We start from the raw sequence: 18,643 nt of genomic DNA, 5'->3' as shown, positions 1-18,643 counted from the left end.
GGCATCCGCCGCCTGGCGGTCGCACCCCACGCGAAGAATCCGACCCCAGAAGCAGCCAGCATGACCGAAACCCCGCAGCCGACCGCCGCCGCGCGCCCGACCCGCGAACTCGTCGGGTGGCGCAACGCGATCTTCACGATCTTCTTCCTGTCGGGATTGAGCCTCGCGAGCTGGGTCGCGCGGCTTCCGGCGATCCGCGACGAGATCGGCGTCAGCACGCAGGGCGTGGGCCTCGTGATCCTCGCGATGTCGATCAGCTCGGTCCTCGGGCTCATCGGCGCACCCTGGATCATGGCCCGCTTCGGTGCCCGGCTCGGCATGTCGGGGGTGCTCCTGCTCGTCTCGGCGGGACTCGTGCTGATCGGCATCGGAGGTTCCATCGCGCCGTCGGTGACGCTCGTCGTCGTCGGCCTCGCGTTGTTCGGATTCGGCAACGGCTCGGTCGACGTCATGATGAACGTCGAGGGGGCCGAAGCCGAACGCGAGCTCGGCAAAACCGTGATGCCGCTCATGCACGCGTTCTTCAGCTTCGGCACCGTCGCCGGCGCGGTGCTCGCGGTCGCGGCATCCGCAATCGCACTGCCGGTGTGGACGCACCTCGCGATCATCGCCGCACTCATCGCGGTGACGGCGATCATCGCCGTGCGGTTCGTGCCGGTGCGTGAAGAACTGGGCGACGACCCGCACACCGACACGGCGCGCGAGCCGTGGGGTGTTCGACTGCGGCGCAGCCTGCGCGTCTGGGCCGACCCGCGACTGCTGCTCATCGGCGTCGTCATGCTCGGCATGTCGTTCGCCGAGGGCAGCGCCAACGACTGGCTGGCCATCGCCGCCGTCGACGGGCACGGCCTCGACCAGACCGCCGGCGCGGCCATGTTCACGGTGTTCACGATCGCCATCACGAGCGCCCGCGTCGCCGGCGGACCGTTCATCGACCGGTTCGGCCGCGTCGCGATGCTGCGGAGCATGTCGATCATCGGCGTCGTCGGCCTCGCGCTGTTCATCTTCGCGAGCGAGCCGTGGCTCATCGTCGCAGGCACGGTGCTCTGGGGCATCGGCTGCTCGCTCGCGTTCCCGGTCGGCATGTCGGCTGCGGCCGACGTTCCAGACCGAGCGGATGCCGCGGCTCGCGTCAGCGCAGTCGCCATGATCGGGTACTGCGCGTTCCTGGTGGGCCCGCCCCTCATCGGGTTCCTCGGCGAGGTGTTCGGGATCCTCAACGGTCTCGTCCTGCTGCTCGGACTGATGGCACTGGCGGGGCTCGCGGCGCCCGCGGCTCGTGAGCGAACGGGCCCGCGAGCGCGCCACTGAACTGGCCCACCCATCCGCACCGCTTCGGTTCCGGGGGTGGTACGCCGCGCGGCGAGGCGGGAGGAGGCCGGCGCAAGTAGACTCGCCGGGTGCGTCTCGTCATCGCCCGCTGCTCCGTCGACTACGCCGGGCGGCTCTCCGCCCACCTGCCGCTCGCCACCCGGCTGCTCATGGTCAAGGGCGACGGCAGCCTGCTCGTGCACTCCGACGGCGGCAGCTACAAGCCCCTCAACTGGATGAGCCCGCCGTGCACCCTCACGACCGCCGAGCCCGACGATGACCAGGCCGCGGCCGGCGTCACCCAGATCTGGAACGTCGTGCACCAGAAGACCGCCGACGAGCTCATCGTGTCGATCCACGAGGTGCTGCACGACTCGTCTCACGAGCTCGGCATCGACCCGGGGCTCGTCAAGGACGGCGTCGAGGCGCACCTGCAGAAGCTGCTCGCCGAGCAGATCGAACTGCTCGGCGAGGGCCACCGGCTCGTGCGTCGCGAGTACATGACGGCGATCGGTCCGGTTGACATCCTCGCGATCGACCCCTCGGGTTCGAGCGTCGCCGTCGAGCTCAAGCGGCGCGGTGACATCGACGGCGTCGAGCAGCTCACGCGCTACCTCGAGCTCATGAACCGCGACCCGCGCATTGCGCCCGTGACCGGGGTGTTCGCCGCACAGGAGATCAAGCCCCAGGCCCGCACCCTGGCTGAAGACCGGGGTATCCGCTGCCTCGTGCTCGACTACGACGCCATGCGCGGTGTCGACGACGGGCATGCGCGGCTCTTCTGACGGCGTGGGCCCAAGTGGTGTCCGGTCGTGTGCGGAAGCCGCCCAGAAGTCGCCCAGCCGCAACACAGCCGATGTGCGGTGGCGGCCCATATGATGTCACGGTGACTTCCCCGACCCTCACCCCCACCCGTACGTGGTCGGCCGTGCTCTTCGACCTCGACGGCACGATCGTCGATTCCGCGACCGACATCATGGCGTCCCTCGAGCACGCCTTCACCGAGCTGGGGCTCCCCGTCCCCGCCGACGACGTCCTGCGCTCCTACGTGGGCCCGCCGCTGCTCGACAGCCTGCGCATGACCGCCGGCTTCACCGACGCCGAGGCCTGGCGGGCGCTCGGCGTCTACCGCGACCACTACGGCGAGCGCCTGCTCGCATCACCCGTCTTCCCCGGCGTCGCCGGAGTGCTCGCGCGGCTGCACGCCGCTGGGGTTCCGATCGCGCTCGCGACCTCGAAGCCCGAGTCGATGGCTCGTGCGGTACTCGAACACAACGACCTGACCCAGTACTTCACCGTCATCGCCGGCGCAAGCGAAGACGAAGAGCGCAGCACGAAGGCCGACGTCGTCGCGCACGCCCTACGAGGCCTGCAGGTCGCCGGCGTCGACACCGAGAACTCGGTGATGGTCGGCGACCGTGGCTACGACACACTCGGTGCGCTCGCCAACGGCGTGCCGACGATCCTCGTCGAGTGGGGTTACGGTTCGCCCGCCGAGGCCGGCGACGCCCTCGCCGTGGTGCACTCGGCCGACCAACTGCGCAACCTGCTGCTCGGTTAGCGCGAGCGGATGTCCCGGGGTCCGTGCCGGGTCATCCACGCCTGCTCGGCGCTGTGAGTGCGAGCGGATGCCGCGGCTGCGGGCCGGGTCATCCGTCTCGCCTGCTCGTGACGTGACCCCGACCGCGCTTGCGCCGGTGTCGCATCGCCGCCAACGCGGATTTCCGCCACGATCTTCGCAGATTCGAGCGTTTTCAGGCGTGATCACGCAGGTTGTGCTTGATCACGGCCTTTACTGAGGCATCCTCACGCAAGAATTCTCCATTTGGGCTTCCCTCGACCCCCCTGTTCGGGGCAGGATGCCGTTTACGTCCGTCTACCGGCGGGCGCCGTGCGTGTCCCGCGGTCACCTCCGCTGGGCATTCGAAGGGAGAAGCATGTCTGGATTCACGCCCCGCGCGCGCAAGCGCGCGGTCGCGGCAATTCCAGTGTTCGCACTCGCCGCCACCGGTCTGGTGGCGTTCGGAGCGAGCACTGCGGTCGCCGCTGAGTCGCCGGTGTCGCCGCCGGTGATCAGCGATTCCGAGTACTACATGAACTACGTCGCTCCGCGCGCCGAAGAGGCATTCGGCACCGACGAAGAGGTCGGGGTCGACGTGAACGGCAAGGCCGTCGCGGGCTCGGAAGCGGCAGTCGACGCGAATGCGGCCATCGCCAAAGCCGACGCGCTCGACCGCAAGTTCGGGCAGGGCAACCCGATCGCGGCCCAGGGGCTCGCGAAGCTCGAGTCGAAGTCCATCGAGACCGGCCAGAGCCCCAAGGAGATCAAACAGAAGCAGCTCAAGCAGTCGAAGACGACGCAAGAGGCGAAGCTGCTGACGATCCTCGTCGAGTTCAACGAGAACGCGAACGACGACTTCTCGGGCGTACAGGTGCCGACCGAGTTCGGTGCGACCGACTGCAAGCCCGGCGAGGTGCAGAGCGGGCCGCTGCACAACAACATTCCGAACCCCGCCGACTACGAACTCGAAGACAACAACTCGATGTGGCTCGAGGACTTCTCGTCGGAGCACTTCAACAAGATGCTCTTCACTGACGAGGGCATCACCGAGCGCGTGCGCACCGACCTCACCGGCCCTGATGGCAAGCCCGGATTCGACATCTCGGGCTACACCATGAAGGCCATGTACGAAGAGATGTCGCATGGCGCCTACACGGTGACCGGCGAGGCGACCCCGTGGATCACGGTGCCCCACTCCGAGGCCTGGTACGGCGCGAGCCTCTGCTTCCAGAACGAGGCGGGCGTCTACGAGGCCGGCGCCATCCAGGACATGCAGGGCCACCCCGACAACCCGCTCGGCCCGGGCCAGCTGCCCATCGACGCGGTCGCGGCGCTCGCCGAGGCTCAGCCCGACTTCCCGTGGGCCGACTACGACATCGAGGACCAGGGCGACCGCGACGGCGACGGCAACGTGCTCGAGCCCGACGGCGTGATCGACCACGTCGTGCTCGTGCACGCCGGCGAAGACAAGTCGGGCGGCGGCGGCGCCGAGGGCACTTACGCCCTCTGGGCCCACTCGTCGGCGGTCGCCGGCGGCGCCGACATCCCCGGCACCGACCTGCAGCTCTCGAACTACATCGTGCAGCCTGAGGACTCGGGCGTCGGCGTGTTCGCGCACGAGTACGGCCACGACCTCGGCCTGCCCGACCTGTACGACACCTCGGGTGTCGGCGACTCCGATGTCGACTTCTGGGACCTCATGTCGTCGGGCTCTCACTCCGGACCGATCTTCCAGTCGATGCCCACGCACATGGGCCTCTGGGACAAGTGGGTGCTCGGCTGGGCGGACCCCGTCGTCGTGAACCCCGGCGACGACACGGCGGCCGTGAAGGTCGGCCAGAACTCGCGGCCGAAGAAGGGCACCGAAGACGGCGTCAAGATCAACCTGCCCGACAAGGTGATCACCCTCGCGCAGCCGCACAGCGGCGAGAACATGTGGTACACCGGGGCCGACCAGGACTGGGCCGACCTGCGGCTCGGCCGCACGGTCGACGTGCCGAACGCCCAGGACGCCAAGTTCTGGATGTGGAACAACTACGTGATCGAGGCCGACTGGGACTACGGCTTCGTCGAGGTCTCGGCCGACGGCGGCGCGACCTGGACCGAGCAGAAGGTCTACGGCGAGGACGGTGCCGAGGTCTCGACGGTCGACGGCTACGCCGACCCGAACGGCCGCATGGCCGACTACGGCAACAAGAAATACGGTCTCACGGGTGACTCGCACGGCTGGGCGCACCACTACATCGACCTGTCGTCGTACGCCGGTGACACAGTGCAGGTGCGCCTGCGCCTCGCCACGGACGCCGCGTACCAGGACCGCGGCTGGTTCAGCGACGACTTCGCGGTGACCGGCGGCGGCCAGACCACGTGGAGCGACGACGTCGAGACCGGTGACAACGGCTGGACGACCGAGGTCGCGTCGTTCACGACGACGACCGGCCCGGGCTGGCGCACCGACACCGGCACCTCGGTCAAGGCGCAGTACTACCTGGTCGAGTGGCGCAACTTCGACGGCTTCGACGAGGGCCTCAAGTACGCCTACAACTCGGTGTACAGCGCCGGTGCGTGGAAGGTCGAGAAGCTCGCGTACAACGCGCCGGGCGCCCTCGTCTGGTACCGCGACACGACGTACGGCAGCTCGAACCAGATCACGACGAACGAGGCGGCACTGCCGAGCTACGGCGCGAAGGGTGGCCTGTTGATCGTCGACAGCCACTTCAACCCGCTGCAGCGCACCGGTGCGGCGGCCGAGGTCGACCCGTCGACGCTGAACATCATGCCGTCGCGTGCGCAGTCCTCGAACGCGGCGTTCGGCCTCACGAAGACGTACCCCTTCACGGAGTGCATCACCGACGCCGCGCTGACCGAGTACTGCACCGACATCGCGGCCCAGGAGCCGGTGAGCACCTTCACCGACGACCAGGGCTGGGTGCCCGGATTCGCGCTGCGCGAGTCCGACGGTGCGCTGTTCTACCGTGACCGCGACGCCTCGACGGCCATCCCGTCGATCGGCAACGCGCTGTACACGACGCCGCTGTACGACCTCGAGGGCAACCGCCTCCCGGCGTACGACGGCCTCGACATCGGCCTCGGTCCGTTCGGCTCGGGCGACCCCGCCGACTCGGGCGTGGGCTACGGCACGGTCGTCAAGGTCAAGAAGGCAATGGACGGCAACCGCGCCGCGCTCATCGAGATCACTCCGCCCACCGCGGGCTGATCACCGAGCAACGCGACCGACGAGACGTCGGCCCCTCCTGGGGTCGGCGCCTCGTCGCGTTCCGCCTCGTCGCGTTCCGCCTCGTCGCGTTCCGCATCGCTGCTCCCCTACACTGGCGGCGGGGCGACATGAAGAGAGGTAGGGCGTGAACGACGCCGCAGCCCGACTGACGCACGAACGCGAGATCACCGTGCCGGTCGCCCTGACCCGCCCCGACGGAACGCTGAACCCCGACGCCGTCGGCTGGACGCGCACACCCCTGCACGACACCTCGGGCATCGGGCACGGGCGCACGGGCCGGCTCCGCAACAAGCGGTGGGAGTACTGGGCGATCACCACGCCCGAAGTCATCGCCGCCGTAACGGTGGCGATGCTCGACTACGCGACGCTCAGCCAGGTGTGGGTGCTCGATCGCCGAACGCTCGCCGAAGTCGACCTGGGTGCCATCACCCCCCTCTCACGCGGCGTCTCGCTTCCCGGTTCGCTCGGCGATGGCCCCGCGACCGCGTCGGTGCCCGGAATCGAGACCGTGATCGCCGAGGAGATCGGCGGCACGCGCATCCGTGCGACGACGGCCCGGGCGCAGGTCGACGTGCTCGCCGAACGCCCGGACGGCCACGAGGCGATGGGCGTCGTCGTCCCGTGGAACGACCGTCGCTTCCAGTACACGGTGAAAGACGTCGCCCGACCGGCCGTCGGCACCATCACGATCGACGGGGTCGTGCACCAGCTGCCCGCCGGCGAGAGCTGGGCGACGCTCGACCACGGCAGGGGCCGCTGGCCGTACCGCATGAACTGGCACTGGGGCGCGGGGTCGGGTCGCGAACACGGGCGCACGATCGGGTTGCAGCTCGGCGGCCTGTGGACCGACGGCACGGGCAGCACCGAGAACGCCCTGACGCTCGACGGCCGGGTGCACAAGCTCGGCGGCGAACTCGAATGGCGTTTCGACGACGCCGACTGGCTTCGAACCTGGTCGATCACCGGCGACCGGGTCGACCTGCGGTTCGAGCCGTTCCACGACCGCTTCTCGAAGACCGCGCTCGGGGTCATCCACTCCGAGACCCACCAGTGCTTCGGCACCTACCGGGGCGTGGTGACCGCCGACTCGGGCGAGGTGATCACCGTCGAGGCGCTCACCGGATGGGCCGAGTACGTGCGCCAGCGCTGGTAGCACTCAGCCGCGGGCGAGCAGGCCGTCGAGCAATCTCTCGACGCCCCACACGAACTGCGCGGTCGAGTTACGCTGCGCCGTGACGGTGGCCGCCTGCTCAGTGAGGGGAAACCGCGCGAGATCGGTCCAGAGGGCCGCGCCCGGGACATCCGTCTTGATCAGCGGTTCGGATGCCGCAGCGTCGGCTTCGACGTCGACCTCGGCCGATTGCAGCGCGATCGATCCGAACGCGTACGCCCGTACTGCGTAGACGGCCGGCGCGGCGTCGTCGAGCGCGAGCCCGGCGGTCGCGAACGACTCGAGCAGGGCTTCGTCGAGCCGCATGGCGTTCGGCCCGTCGAGGGGGCCGCTCATGATGAGTTCGAGGGCGCCCGCGTGCCCCGCCAGCAGTTCGCGCAGCGAGAGTGCGATGCGCAGCACACGGGCGCGCACCGCGTCGACCGTGGTCGCGCCGGTGACTGCGACGTGCTCATCGGCGCCCACGTCGAGTCGCGCGAGCAGGTGCTCGATCATGCCGCGCAGCAGCGCGCGCTTGCTCGGGTAATAGGTGTAGAGCGCGGTCGGCGTGATGCCGAGCGAGCCGGCGACGCCCCGCACCGAGACCGCCGCGAAGCCCTTGGCCTCGAGCAGGTCGAAGGCGGCATCGAGGATCTCAGCGTGGGTGAGGCTGCGTCGGGGGCCGGGTCTCATGCTCGGGCGTGCTCGTGATTCATGTCCTACGAGCCTATGGCCGCGCGCGCTCCCGGGCGACCAGCGTCGTCGATGCGCGAGCCGATGCGCGGATCGGGTCAGCCGAGGAGCGACATGAACGTGAGGACCGATCCGTCCTCGATAATGAGCGGAGCGAGGGCGGCGTTGAACTCGGCGCCGTGCTCGGCGGCGAGGTGTTCGGCGAATGCGGCTTCGTCGCGGTAGGCCTCGAGCACAACGAACCCGGTGCCGGCCGGCACAGGCTCGGCGGTCGCGCCCGACCCGGAGGGCGCCGGCCCGACGCGGTACGCCTCGAAGGCGAGGCATCCGGGCTCTTCGCGCACGTTGGCAGCGAGCGCGAGGAGGAGGCGTGCGACCTCCTCCTCGCGTCCGGGCAGGGCGGTGAAGCGGGCGACGAGCTCGACCCTGCCCTCGGCGCTCGACCATCTCACGCGCGAGCCGCACCCGTCATGATCGCGACGGCGTCGGTCATCGAGTGCGACTCGGGCGTGATCGTCGCCGCACGCTTGCCGAGTCGCTGGATGTGGATGCGATCGGCGACGTCGAAGACGTGCGGCATGTTGTGCGAGATGAGGATCACCGGGATGCCGCGGTCGCGCAGGTTCTTGATGAGCTCGAGCACCTGGTTCGACTCGCGCACTCCCAGGGCCGCAGTGGGCTCGTCGAGCACGACGACCTTCGACCCGAACGCCGCGGCGCGTGCCACGGCGACGGCCTGGCGCTGGCCGCCCGAGAGGTTCTCGACGGGCACCGTGACGTCCTGCAGCGTCGTGATGCCGAGCTCCCTCAGCTCGGCGCGAGCCTTCTCGCGCATGCCCTTCTGGTCGACCACACGGAAGACCGAGCCGAGAATGCCCTTCTTGCGCTTCTCGCGGCCGAGGAACAGGTTCGCTGCGACGTCGAGCGCGGGCGAGACCGCGAGGTTCTGGTAGACCGTCTCGATGCCGGCGGCGCGAGCGTCCTGCGGGCGCTTGAAGTCCACCGGCTTGCCGTCGAGGAAGATCTCGCCCTCGTCGGGGATCTCGGCGCCGGTGAGGCACTTGATGAGCGTCGACTTTCCGGCGCCGTTGTCGCCGATGACGGCGAGCACCTCGCCGGGGTAGAGCTCGAGGCTCACCCCGTCGAGGCCGACGACTCGGCCGAACGTCTTCACGAGCCGTCGGGCGCGCAGGATCGGCGTCGGCGTCTCGTCAGGCGAGGCGCCCGGAGCGTCGGATGCGATGGTGTCGGTCATTTGCGTACCTTTCGGATCCACTGGTCGACGGAGACGGCGACGATGATGAGCACGCCGACCGCGAACGTCTGCCAGAGCACGTCGAGCCCGGCGAGTGAGAGCCCGTTGCGGAATACGCCGACGATGAGCGCGCCGAGCAGGGTGCCCCACACGGTGCCGCGACCGCCGAAGAGGCTTGTGCCGCCGATGACGACGGCGGTGATCGAGTCGAGGTTGAGTTCGGCCCCCGCGTTGGGCGAGGCAGCGTTGGTGCGTCCGATCTGGATCCATGCGCCGAGCGCGAGGATCGCCCCGGCCGCGAGGTAGACGCTCATCAGCACGCGGTTGACGCTGATGCCGGCGAGGCGGGCGGCCTCGGGGTCGTCGCCGACCGCGTACACGTGGCGGCCCCACGCGGTCTTCGACAGGATGAGCGCGACCACGACGTAGAGCAGCAGCATCATGAGCACGCCGACCGTGAAGTTGACGCCACCGATGTTGAACGTCGCGCCCATCGCGGTGAGCAGCTCGGGCATCTCGCCGCCGCGTACCGTCGCGCCGCCCGAGTAGAGCAGGGTGAGCGCGACGAAGATGCTGAGCGTGCCGAGGGTGACGATGAAGGGCGGCAGCTTCAGGCGCGTGACGAGGAACCCGTTGAACGCGCCGGCGGCGAGGCCGACGACGAGGCCCAGGAAGAGGCCGATCATCGCCGGGACGCCCAACTGCACCGTCGTCTGCGCCATCACCATCGAGCTGAGCACCATCACCGCGCCGACCGACAGGTCGATGCCCGCGGTGAGGATGATGAGGGTCTGCGCAACGGCCAGCGTGCCGACCACGGCGACCTGCTGCGTGATGAGCGAGAGGTTCGCTGGATCGAGGAACCGGTCATTGAGGAGCCCGAACACGATCACTGCGACGACGAGCACGATGGCCGGGCTGATCGCCGGGTATCGGTGCAGGACGTTGCGGATGCGGCTGAGCGGGGTGGTGCGGTCGAGGAACTCCTCGGCCAGGTCGAGCGCCGCGGTGGGCGGCTCGCCTGCGCGTTGCCCCGACGCGCCGGGCGCCGGGTCGGTCGTGTGCTGACTCACGTTGTGGTTCTCCGTCTTCAGATGGGACTGTGTCGGGGTGATGCGGTGCGGGCCGGGAGAGTTCGGAGGCTCGGGGCGCAGCCCGTTGCATTCGTCACCGACCCGCACCGATCACGTGTGGTGCCGAGAGCTCAGCCCCAGCAGATCTCGCCGCCCTCGGCGGTGTCGATCGATTCGACGCCGTCCTGCGGGTCGTCGGTCACCAGCGCCACGCCGGTGTTGAAGAAGTCGAGGCCCGCACTGTTCTCGGGGACCTCGCCCGTCTCGACCAGGTCGAAGATCGCCTGCACGCCGAGTTCGGCCATCTTCACCGGGTACTGCTGGCTCGTCGCGCCGATGATGCCCTCCTTCACCGCGTCGATTCCGGCACAACCGCCGTCGACCGAGACCACGATGAGGTCGTCGGTGGCTCCGGCCGCCTTGAACGCCTCATACGCTCCGTAGGCCGCCGGCTCGTTGATCGTGTAGACGACGTTGATGTCGGGATTCTTCGAGATCAGCGTCTCGGCCGCGGTGCGACCGCCGTCTTCGGCACCCTGGGATGCCTCGTTGCCGACGATCTCGTAGTCGCCACCGCTGTACGTGCCGGTGGCCTCCTCGTCGCCATTGGCCGCGGCGTCGGCGGTGTCGATGCCCATGCCGTCGAGGAAGCCCTGGTCGCGGTTGACGTCGACGGACACGACCTTGTCGTCGAACAGGTCGACGAGCGCGATCGTGGCCTTCTCACCGTCGAGCTTCGCGGCGGCCCACTTGCCGATCTCCTGGCCCGCCTGGAAGTTGTCGGTCGCGAAGGTGATGTCGACCGACTCGGGGTCGCCCGGCGGCGTGTCGAGCGCGATCACGTAGAGGCCGGCGTCGCGGGCCTTCACGAGCGCGTCTTCGACGGCGGGGCCGTTCGGCGTGATGAGGATGCCCGCGTCGCCCTTCGAGATGGCGTTCTCGATCGCCTGGATCTGGGTGTCCTCGTCGCCGTCCTCCTTGCCGGCGGCCATGGTGAGGTCGACGCCCAGGTCGGCGGCCGCCGCTTCAGCGCCATCTTGCATCGCGACGAAGAACGGATTGGTGGTGGTCTTGACGATGAGCGAGACGCCGATGGGGTCGTCACCGCCCGCGTCGGAGCCCGATCCGGATCCGCTCGAGGCGCATCCGGTGAAGGCGAGTGCAGCGGCCGCGGTGAGCGAGCCGACCATGATCATGCGGCGACGGAACGCCGCGGGAGCTGTGCGATTCATCGATGAATCTCCTCTGGTGTGGGTGACCGTTGTCACCCTGACAACGATGTCATAGACAGGTTTAGACCATGATGATGTGTATAGTCAAGTCCATCTTGCACATTGGAGAACACACCGTGACACCGTTGTCAGATTCGAGTTCCGCAGCAGAAGGCGCACGCTCCCGCCCGACGATGCGGCATGTCGCCGCCCTCGCCGGGGTCGGTGTGAAGACCGTCTCGCGCGTCATCAACGGCGAGCCGAACGTCTCGGCCGCGACGATCGCGAAGGTCAATGCCGCAGCCCGTACCCTCGACTACCAACCCGACGTGCACGCCGGAAACCTTCGTCGCGCCGACGGGCGCACGCGCACCCTGGGGTTGCTCGTCGGCAGCGTCGACAACCCGTTCGCCGGCGCCGTGCACCGCGCCGTCGAAGACGCCGCGCTCGCCCGCGGCGTGGCCGTCTTCGCGTCGAGCCTCGACGACGACCCCACGCGCGAACAGGAGGCGGTGTCGGCATTCCTCCGTCGGCGCGTCGACGGGCTGATCCTCACGACGGTCACCGAGAGCCAGGACTACCTCGCACCCGAGCTCCGCCGGGGCACCCCCGTCGTCTTCGTCGACCGTGAGCCCGCCGGCATCACCTCCGACTCGGTCGTCAGCGACAATGCCGAGGGTGCCGCCCTCGCAACCCGGCACCTGCTCGAGCACGGGCACCGCCGCGTCGCCTACCTCGGCGACCGACCCGTCATCCAGACCGCCCGCGAGCGTCGCCGCGGCTTTCTCGAGGAACTCGGCCGCGCCGGCGTCGCGACGCGTGACCTGCCCGTCATCGAAGGACTGCACGACGCCGAGTCGGCGCGCACTGCGACCCTGGCGCTCTTCGATGCCCCGAATCCGCCGACCGCCGTCTTCTCGAGCCAGAACCTCGTATCGCTCGGCGTCATTCACGCATTACGCGAGCTCGGGCGCCACCGCGAGATCGCGCTCGTCGGGTTCGACGATCTGCCGCTCGCCGACCTGCTCGACCCCGGCATCACCGTCGTCGCACAAGATCCGCAACAGATCGGGCGCATCGCCGCAGAGCGCGTGTTCGCCCGACTCGACGGCGACACCTCCCCTGCCGCCCGCACGATCGTGCCCACGCGACTGATCGAACGCGGTTCCGGCGAAATCGCGCCGCCGACGGGAAGGCTGATCGCATGACCGTGGCGAGCCCTTCGCCGAGACGGGTCACCGTCGTCGGCGATGCCCTGATCGACGAACTCCGCGATCCGCACGGGTCGCGCGAGTTCGTCGGCGGCGCCGCCCTCAACGTGGCCGTCGGCCTCGCACTGCTGGGCGAAGACGTGACGCTCATCGCCATGCTCGGTGCCGACGAGCCGGCCGAGCGCATCCGCGCCTACCTGCACGACTACGGCGTGCACCTGGTCGAGAGCCCGTCCGAACACGGCACCTCGCGGGCGGTGTCCGACCGGTCCGACGGCGGCGAGCCGCGCTACGAATTCAACGAGGCCGCGAGGCGGCGGCGCATCCGGTTCGACGACGCGACCCGCACGGCACTCGACGATGCGGACCTCGTCGTGGTGAGCTGCTATCCGTTCGACGACGGCGAGCAGTACGCCGCGCTGGTCGGCGCGATCGAACGGGCCGGTGAACGCCTCGTCGTCGACGGCAATCCGCGATCGGGCATGCTCGCCGACCGGGTCGCGTTCCTCGCCAATTTCGAGGACTTCGCCGCACGGTCGCTGCTCGTGAAGGTGGGCGACGAAGACGCAGCCCTGTTGCTCGGCGATACCCTCGATGCCTTCGTCGAGCGACTGCGGGCGGGCGGCGCACGCGGTGCGATTCTCGCGACCGCCGGGAGCGACGGTGCCACGGTGCACGCCGGTGACGCGAGCGTGCACGAGAACATCGTTGCGCTGCCTGGGCCCGTCGTCGACACCATGGGTGCCGGCGACGCCACGCTCTCTGCGGTGGTGCATCACATCGCGGTTCACGGCGTGCCGCAGTCGACCGACGCCTGGGCGCAGACCCTGCGCGAGGCGATGACGATCGCGGCCGCTACGGTGCGCCACGAGGGCGCGCTGCTGCGGGTCCCGACGCAGACGAACCCGTATCCGAGCTGACCCGCCGCCCCCGGTGGGGCTTCGCAGACGTGATGTTCGCGAAGCCTTGCATTGTCCGCCGGACACTGCGTAACATCGCCGCCGTTGACTGACAACGATGTCCCGGCGTGACTGTGACTCGCGCAATGAAGGGCGAAAAAAGATATGACCACGAAATCACCGTGGCGCAAAGGTACGTCACGATGGCGCACAGGATTGACCGCCGCCGTCATAGCCGGGTTCGCGGCGGGCCTGGCCGGCACCATTCCCGCGGTGGCCGACGAGAGCCCCGACCCGGCCGCTGAGCAGTACCGGCCGTACCTGCATTTCTCGCCGGAACGGAACTGGATGAACGACCCCAACGGCATGGTGTACGACGACGGCACATGGCACCTGTTCTTCCAGCACAACCCGTCGGGCACCCGCTGGGGCAACATGAGCTGGGGGCACGCCACGAGCACCGACCTCGTGCACTGGGAGCAGCAGCCGCTCACCATCCCGCAGACGTTCGATGAGAACGGCACCGCCATCGAGGACATCTTCTCGGGCTCGGTCGTGATCGACGAGCAGAACACGAGCGGCTTCGGCACGGCCGAGAACCCGCCCATGGTGGCGGTCTACACGAGCGCGTACACGCCTGCGCACCCGACCCTTGCAGGCCGGCAGGCGCAGTCGTTGGCCTACAGCCTCGACCACGGGCAGACCTGGACGAAGTACGAGGGCAACCCCGTGTACGACCGCGCCTCCGCGAACTTCCGCGACCCGAAGGTCTTCCGCTACACGAACCCCGAGACCGGCGAGTCGTACTGGGTCATGGCGGCCGTCGAGGCGCTGCAGTACAAGGTCGTGCTCTCGCGCAGCGACGACCTGAAGACCTGGACCCACCTCAGCGACTTCGGCCCGGCGAACGCGGCCGGCGGCATCTGGGAGTGCCCCGACCTGTTCCCGCTCGCCGTCGACGGCGACCCGGCGAACACGAAGTGGGTCATGGTCGTGAACCTGAACCCCGGCTCCGTCGCCGGTGGCTCGGGCGGCCAGTACTTCGTGGGCGAGTTCGACGGCACCACCTTCACGTCCGAGAGCACGGTGGCGGATGGCGCGGTGCCGGCCGGCGACCTCTTCGCCGGGTTCGATGACGGAACGTGGGGCGACTGGGCTGTCGGCAACGAGCCCGGCAACTGGGCGAATGGGCCGTGGGGCACTGCCCCCGCACCAGGTACGCTGCCCGGTCAGAACACCGTGTCGGGCTTCATCGGCGTCGGCCTCGTGAACGGATTCAACGACTTCGACTGGCCGGTGGGCGCGCTCGAGTCGCCGACGTTCACCATCGACAAGCCTTTCGTGAACCTGCTCGTGGGCGGCGGCAACCACCCGCACGTCGACGGCACCCAGCTCGGCAACGAGCCGCCCGCCGGGCGGCTGCTGTTCGACGGCTTCGAGTTCCCCGACGGCACGACCCTCGCCGACACTGGCTGGGCGGCGACGGGTGACTTCGCGATCGACCCGAGCCGCAGCCCGTCGACGCAGGGCGGCGACTATTACATCGGCCAGAAGCGCATCAATACGTTCGAGTCCGGGCCGTACGGCGACACCAACCTGGGTGACCTCACCTCGCCGGCGTTCACGATCCAGCCCGGTGAGAACCACCTGTCGTTCCTCCTCGGCGGCGGCAAGCGCTTCGACGGCACGCTCGAGGCACGGCTGCTCGTCGACAGCGAGGTCGTGCGCACGGCGTACGGCCCCGAGGGTGGCGCGCTGAACTGGCAGTCGTGGGACGTCGCCGAGTTCGCGGGCAGCGACGCGCAGTTGCAGATTCACGACGAGGCGACCGGTGGCTGGGGTCACCTCACGGTCGACCACCTCGTGCTCGGCGCCGAGCCGGCGCTGCCGCGCTCGGAGGAGACGAGCGTGAGCCTCGTCGTCGACGGTGAGGTCGTGCGCACCGCGACCGGGCGCAACAGCGAGAACCTCGACTGGGTGAGCTGGAACGTCGCGGAGTTCGCCGGGCACGAGGCATCCGTTCGCATCGTCGACAACAACCGGTTCGGCTGGGGCCACGTGCTCGTCGACCAGGTGATGTTCTCTGATGTCGCGGCCGAGCCGCGCATCGAGGCGTACGACTGGCTCGACTGGGGGCGCGACTACTACGCCACCGTGTCGTTCGGCAACGCGCCCGACGGGCGCCGGGTAACGCTCGGCTGGATGAACAACTGGGACTACGCGAACGACATCCCGACCGGCTCGTGGCGCAGCGCGAACACGCTGCCCCGTGACGTGCGACTCCTGTCGACGCCCGAGGGGCCGCGTCTGGCGCAGCAGGTCGTGCCCGAGTTCGCAGAGCTCGAGCAGACCGATCTGGCGTACACGGATGCCTCGCGACCGATCGCCGACGGCGCCGAGACGCTGCCCGTGTCGGGCGATGTGGTGCGCATCGACGCGGTGCTGCGGCCCGGTGACGCCGAGGCGGTCGGCCTGAGCGTGCTCGGCGACGACGAGGCGTCGACGCGCATCGGGTACGACGCGGCATCGGGCCGGCTCTTCGTGGACCGACGCGATTCTGGGAACACGGGCTTCCACCCGGCGTTCGCCTCGCTCGACGACGCACCGGTTGCGCTCAGCGACGACGGCACGATCGCGCTGAGCCTCTACGTCGACCGCTCGTCGGTCGAGGTGTTCACGGCCGACGGGCGCACGACGATCACCGATCAGGTGTTCCCGAATGCGGGTGCCGACGCGATCGGCCTCTGGGCCGACGGTGACGGCGCGACGCTCGAGTCTCTCACGGTGACGCCGCTGCACGGCGCGATGTACAAGGAGGCGGGTGTCGACGATGCGACGGGCGCGCCGGCGGCGGCCGAGGTCTCGGCGCTCACCGGCCCGCGCAGCGGGCCCGACGCCGACGGCGACTACGTCGTGAAGGTCAAGGTCGCCAAGGGCCAGCCCACGACCGTGGTGCGGCTCGTCGAGGACGGCTCGGTGATCGGACGCGTGTACCGTTCGGCCGAGAGCGAGCGGGTCGTCGAGTTCTCGATCACGGATGCCGCGCCCGGCGAGCACCGGTACTCGGTCGAGCTCGAGAACTCGGCGGGGACGACCGACGGGGGAAGCCTCATCGTGCGCGTCGCCGGCTGAGCCGGCAGGCGGGGTGCGGTGCTGCTGACCATCGCGCCCCGCTCCGCCGGGCGAACGGATGTCCCGGGGCCGGCCGACCCCGGGACATCCGCCGTTCCCGCGGTAACCGCACCTTGTCTTCGCAGCTGACCTCGAGGTCGCCGGGTACCGCACTGTGGGGGTGGTAGGCGGCGGACCCTGACCCTAGAGTCTTCCCCATGAGCGTCGACGGCAGCCGCAGCAGGCTCGGCATGGCCGGCGCCGCCTTCACGAGCAATTGGCGCAACCGCAACCTGCGCCGCGCGCAGCTGAGCTTTCTCGGCGCGTGGACCGCCGAGTGGGCCTTCACCGTGGCGCTCGGCATCGTCGCCTACCGTGACGGCGGCGCTGCGGCCGTAGGGCTCGTGGGCCTGCTGCGCATGGTGCCGTCGGCGATCCTCGCCCCGCTGCTGTCGCCGATCGCCGACCGCGGGCGCCGCGAGCGCGTGCTCATCCTCGTGTCGGTCGTGCGCGGCGCCGCGACCGCCGCGGCTGCGATGGTCGTCGCATTCTCAGGACCATCGGCAGTCATCTACGCGCTCGCCGTGCTGTCGACGGTCGCAGCCACCCTCTACCGCCCGGCGCACTCCGCCCTGCTGCCGTCGCTGTGCCGCACCGGATACGAGCTCGCGAGCGCCAACATGGTGCGGGGTCTGCTCGACTCGGCGGCCACGCTCGTCGGCCCACTGGTGGCGGCGATCCTGCTGCAGTTCACCGGGGTCGACGTCGTGTTCTGGGTCGCGGCGGGCGCGTCGTTGCTGGCGGCGGCCCTGCTCGTGGGGTTGCGTTACGACGCCCCGCCGCGGCCGCCCGCGCCGAGCCGCCCCAATCTGGCACGCGAGGCGGTCGAGGGCGTGCGCACGGTCGCGCAGAACCGCGACCTGACGCTCATCCTCGGCCTCGCTGCGGCGCAGGCCCTCACCCGCGGTGCGCTCACCGTGTTCTCGGTGGTGGTCGCGATCGAGCTGCTGGGCACCGGAGAGCCCGGCGTCGGCGCGCTGATGACCGCGGTCGGTGTGGGCGCGGTGCTCGGGTCGCTCGCGGCGTCGCTGCTCGTCGGATCGGGACGACTGGGCGCCTGGTTCGCAGTCGGGGTCGGCCTCTGGGGGTTGCCGCTCACCCTCGTCGCCATCGTCCCGCACCAGTCGGCGGCGCTGGGCGTGCTGGCGTTCATCGGCGTGGGCAACGCCCTGATCGATCTCGCCGGCTTCACGCTGATCGCCAGGATGGCTCCCGACGAGGTGCTCGCCCGTGTCTTCGGCGTGCTCGAGAGCCTCGTGGCGGTGTTCATCGGCATCGGTGCCGTCGTCGCCGCGTCGTTGGTCGAGTGGCTGGGCATCCAGCCCGCGCTCATCGCGATCGGGTTGCTCTGCCCGGTACTGGCGGTCGTCTCCTGGCGGCGATTGCGATCGCTCGACCGGTCGGTCGACGTGCTCGACACCGAGATCGGACTGCTGCAGAAGGTGTCGATGTTCGGCACCCTTCCGCTGCCCGCGGTCGAGCAGCTCGCCCGGGGGCTCGAGCCGGTGGTCGTGCCGGCCGAGCAGGTGGTCTTCACGCAGGGCGATATCGGCGACCGGTACTACCTGATCGAGTCGGGCGAGGTCGACGTGGTCGGCGACGGACACGTCGTGGCGACGCTGCGACCGGGTGAGGGCTTCGGTGAGATCGCGCTGCTGCGCCGCACGCGCCGAACCGCGACCGTGGTGGCCAAGAGCGCCCTGCGGTTGCGGGCGCTGAGCTCCGACCGATTCCTGCCCGTCATCCTCGGCTACACGCCGAGCGCCCAGCAGGCTGCGACCGATGTCGACGACCTGCTGCAGCGCTACGAGCCGAGGGAGCCGTTCGAGGAACCGTCCGACGAACCTCCGGCGGCGTCGCAATGAGCGCA

14 protein-coding genes are annotated in these 18,643 nt (G+C 69.6%); 9 read left to right on the top strand and 5 right to left on the bottom strand.

Going from position 1 to position 18,643, the window contains the following annotated elements; genetic code table 11:
* The first annotated feature begins 60 nt into the window (after positions 1–60).
* The 5 genes from ABD164_RS03005 (at position 61) to ABD164_RS02985 (ending at position 7,263) form a co-directional block, all read left to right on the top strand.
* Positions 61–1,311 (top strand): MFS transporter, encoded by a 1,251-nt coding sequence (locus ABD164_RS03005; protein ID WP_344293234.1) that lies wholly within the window; start codon positions 61–63, stop codon positions 1,309–1,311.
* Positions 1,312–1,400: 89 nt separating this feature from the next.
* On the top strand, positions 1,401–2,096 hold the full coding sequence (gene nucS, locus ABD164_RS03000) for an endonuclease NucS (RefSeq protein WP_344293232.1): 696 nt from the start codon (positions 1,401–1,403) through the stop codon (positions 2,094–2,096).
* Positions 2,097–2,197: 101 nt separating this feature from the next.
* Entirely contained in the window at positions 2,198–2,872 is a 675-nt protein-coding gene (locus ABD164_RS02995) for an HAD hydrolase-like protein (RefSeq protein WP_344293229.1), read from the top strand.
* Between the two features lie 376 nt (positions 2,873–3,248).
* Positions 3,249–6,089 (top strand): immune inhibitor A domain-containing protein, encoded by a 2,841-nt coding sequence (locus ABD164_RS02990; RefSeq protein ID WP_344293227.1) that lies wholly within the window; start codon positions 3,249–3,251, stop codon positions 6,087–6,089.
* A gap of 145 nt (positions 6,090–6,234) precedes the next feature.
* Positions 6,235–7,263, top strand: a complete 1,029-nt coding sequence (locus ABD164_RS02985; RefSeq protein WP_344293225.1) for a DUF2804 domain-containing protein — start codon at positions 6,235–6,237, stop codon at positions 7,261–7,263.
* 3 nt (positions 7,264–7,266) lie between these two features.
* Here ABD164_RS02985 and ABD164_RS02980 read toward each other — a convergent pair whose 3' ends face one another.
* The 5 genes from ABD164_RS02980 to ABD164_RS02960 form a co-directional block, all read right to left on the bottom strand.
* The gene (locus ABD164_RS02980; protein ID WP_344293223.1) at positions 7,267–7,953 is read right to left on the bottom strand and encodes a TetR/AcrR family transcriptional regulator; all 687 of its coding nucleotides are present in this window, start codon (positions 7,951–7,953) and stop codon (positions 7,267–7,269) included.
* 98 nt (positions 7,954–8,051) lie between these two features.
* On the bottom strand, positions 8,052–8,405 hold the full coding sequence (locus ABD164_RS02975; protein WP_344293222.1) for a putative quinol monooxygenase: 354 nt from the start codon (positions 8,403–8,405) through the stop codon (positions 8,052–8,054).
* The gene (locus tag ABD164_RS02970; RefSeq protein ID WP_344293221.1) at positions 8,402–9,208 is read right to left on the bottom strand and encodes an ATP-binding cassette domain-containing protein; all 807 of its coding nucleotides are present in this window, start codon (positions 9,206–9,208) and stop codon (positions 8,402–8,404) included. Before ABD164_RS02970 ends, ABD164_RS02975 begins: the two co-directional genes overlap by 4 nt.
* The gene (locus ABD164_RS02965) at positions 9,205–10,281 is read right to left on the bottom strand and encodes an ABC transporter permease (protein ID WP_425545891.1); all 1,077 of its coding nucleotides are present in this window, start codon (positions 10,279–10,281) and stop codon (positions 9,205–9,207) included. Before ABD164_RS02965 ends, ABD164_RS02970 begins: the two co-directional genes overlap by 4 nt.
* Before the next feature lie 131 nt (positions 10,282–10,412).
* Positions 10,413–11,513, bottom strand: coding sequence for a substrate-binding domain-containing protein (locus tag ABD164_RS02960; protein ID WP_425545890.1), 1,101 nt, complete (start codon positions 11,511–11,513; stop codon positions 10,413–10,415).
* 173 nt (positions 11,514–11,686) lie between these two features.
* On the opposite strand from ABD164_RS02960, the gene ABD164_RS02955 reads away from it, so the two are divergent.
* The 4 genes from ABD164_RS02955 to ABD164_RS02940 all read left to right on the top strand — a co-directional run bounded on the left by ABD164_RS02955 (position 11,687) and on the right by ABD164_RS02940 (position 18,638).
* Positions 11,687–12,700: a LacI family DNA-binding transcriptional regulator gene (locus ABD164_RS02955; protein ID WP_344293220.1), complete on the top strand. Its 1,014-nt coding sequence runs from the start codon at positions 11,687–11,689 to the stop codon at positions 12,698–12,700.
* Positions 12,697–13,623, top strand: coding sequence for a carbohydrate kinase family protein (locus tag ABD164_RS02950; RefSeq protein ID WP_344293219.1), 927 nt, complete (start codon positions 12,697–12,699; stop codon positions 13,621–13,623). The genes ABD164_RS02955 and ABD164_RS02950 overlap by 4 nt, the downstream gene beginning before the upstream one ends.
* A 144-nt stretch (positions 13,624–13,767) precedes the next feature.
* Positions 13,768–16,734, top strand: coding sequence for a GH32 C-terminal domain-containing protein (locus tag ABD164_RS02945; RefSeq protein WP_344293217.1), 2,967 nt, complete (start codon positions 13,768–13,770; stop codon positions 16,732–16,734).
* 197 nt (positions 16,735–16,931) lie between these two features.
* A complete protein-coding gene (locus tag ABD164_RS02940; RefSeq protein WP_344293215.1) occupies positions 16,932–18,638 on the top strand; it encodes an MFS transporter in 1,707 nt (568 codons plus the stop codon).
* The last annotated feature ends 5 nt before the right edge of the window (positions 18,639–18,643 follow it).

The organism is Agromyces neolithicus (genome assembly GCF_039529735.1).
In the GTDB taxonomy this organism is placed as follows: domain Bacteria; phylum Actinomycetota; class Actinomycetes; order Actinomycetales; family Microbacteriaceae; genus Agromyces; species Agromyces neolithicus.
This window is presented reverse-complemented; position numbering and strand designations above follow the sequence as displayed.

What these genes read in the sequence shown, in the direction of transcription:
- ABD164_RS03005 (WP_344293234.1), top strand. Translation starts at nt 61, where the DNA reads ATGACCGAAACCCCGCAGCCGACCGCCGCCGCGCGCCCGACCCGCGAA.
- ABD164_RS02990 (WP_344293227.1), top strand. Translation starts at nt 3,249, where the DNA reads ATGTCTGGATTCACGCCCCGCGCGCGCAAGCGCGCGGTCGCGGCAATT.
- ABD164_RS02980 (WP_344293223.1), bottom strand. Translation starts at nt 7,953, where the DNA reads ATGAGACCCGGCCCCCGACGCAGCCTCACCCACGCTGAGATCCTCGAT.
- ABD164_RS02970 (WP_344293221.1), bottom strand. Translation starts at nt 9,208, where the DNA reads ATGACCGACACCATCGCATCCGACGCTCCGGGCGCCTCGCCTGACGAG.
- ABD164_RS02960 (WP_425545890.1), bottom strand. Translation starts at nt 11,513, where the DNA reads ATGAATCGCACAGCTCCCGCGGCGTTCCGTCGCCGCATGATCATGGTC.
- ABD164_RS02955 (WP_344293220.1), top strand. Translation starts at nt 11,687, where the DNA reads ATGCGGCATGTCGCCGCCCTCGCCGGGGTCGGTGTGAAGACCGTCTCG.
- ABD164_RS02950 (WP_344293219.1), top strand. Translation starts at nt 12,697, where the DNA reads ATGACCGTGGCGAGCCCTTCGCCGAGACGGGTCACCGTCGTCGGCGAT.
- ABD164_RS02945 (WP_344293217.1), top strand. Translation starts at nt 13,768, where the DNA reads ATGACCACGAAATCACCGTGGCGCAAAGGTACGTCACGATGGCGCACA.
- ABD164_RS02940 (WP_344293215.1), top strand. Translation starts at nt 16,932, where the DNA reads ATGAGCGTCGACGGCAGCCGCAGCAGGCTCGGCATGGCCGGCGCCGCC.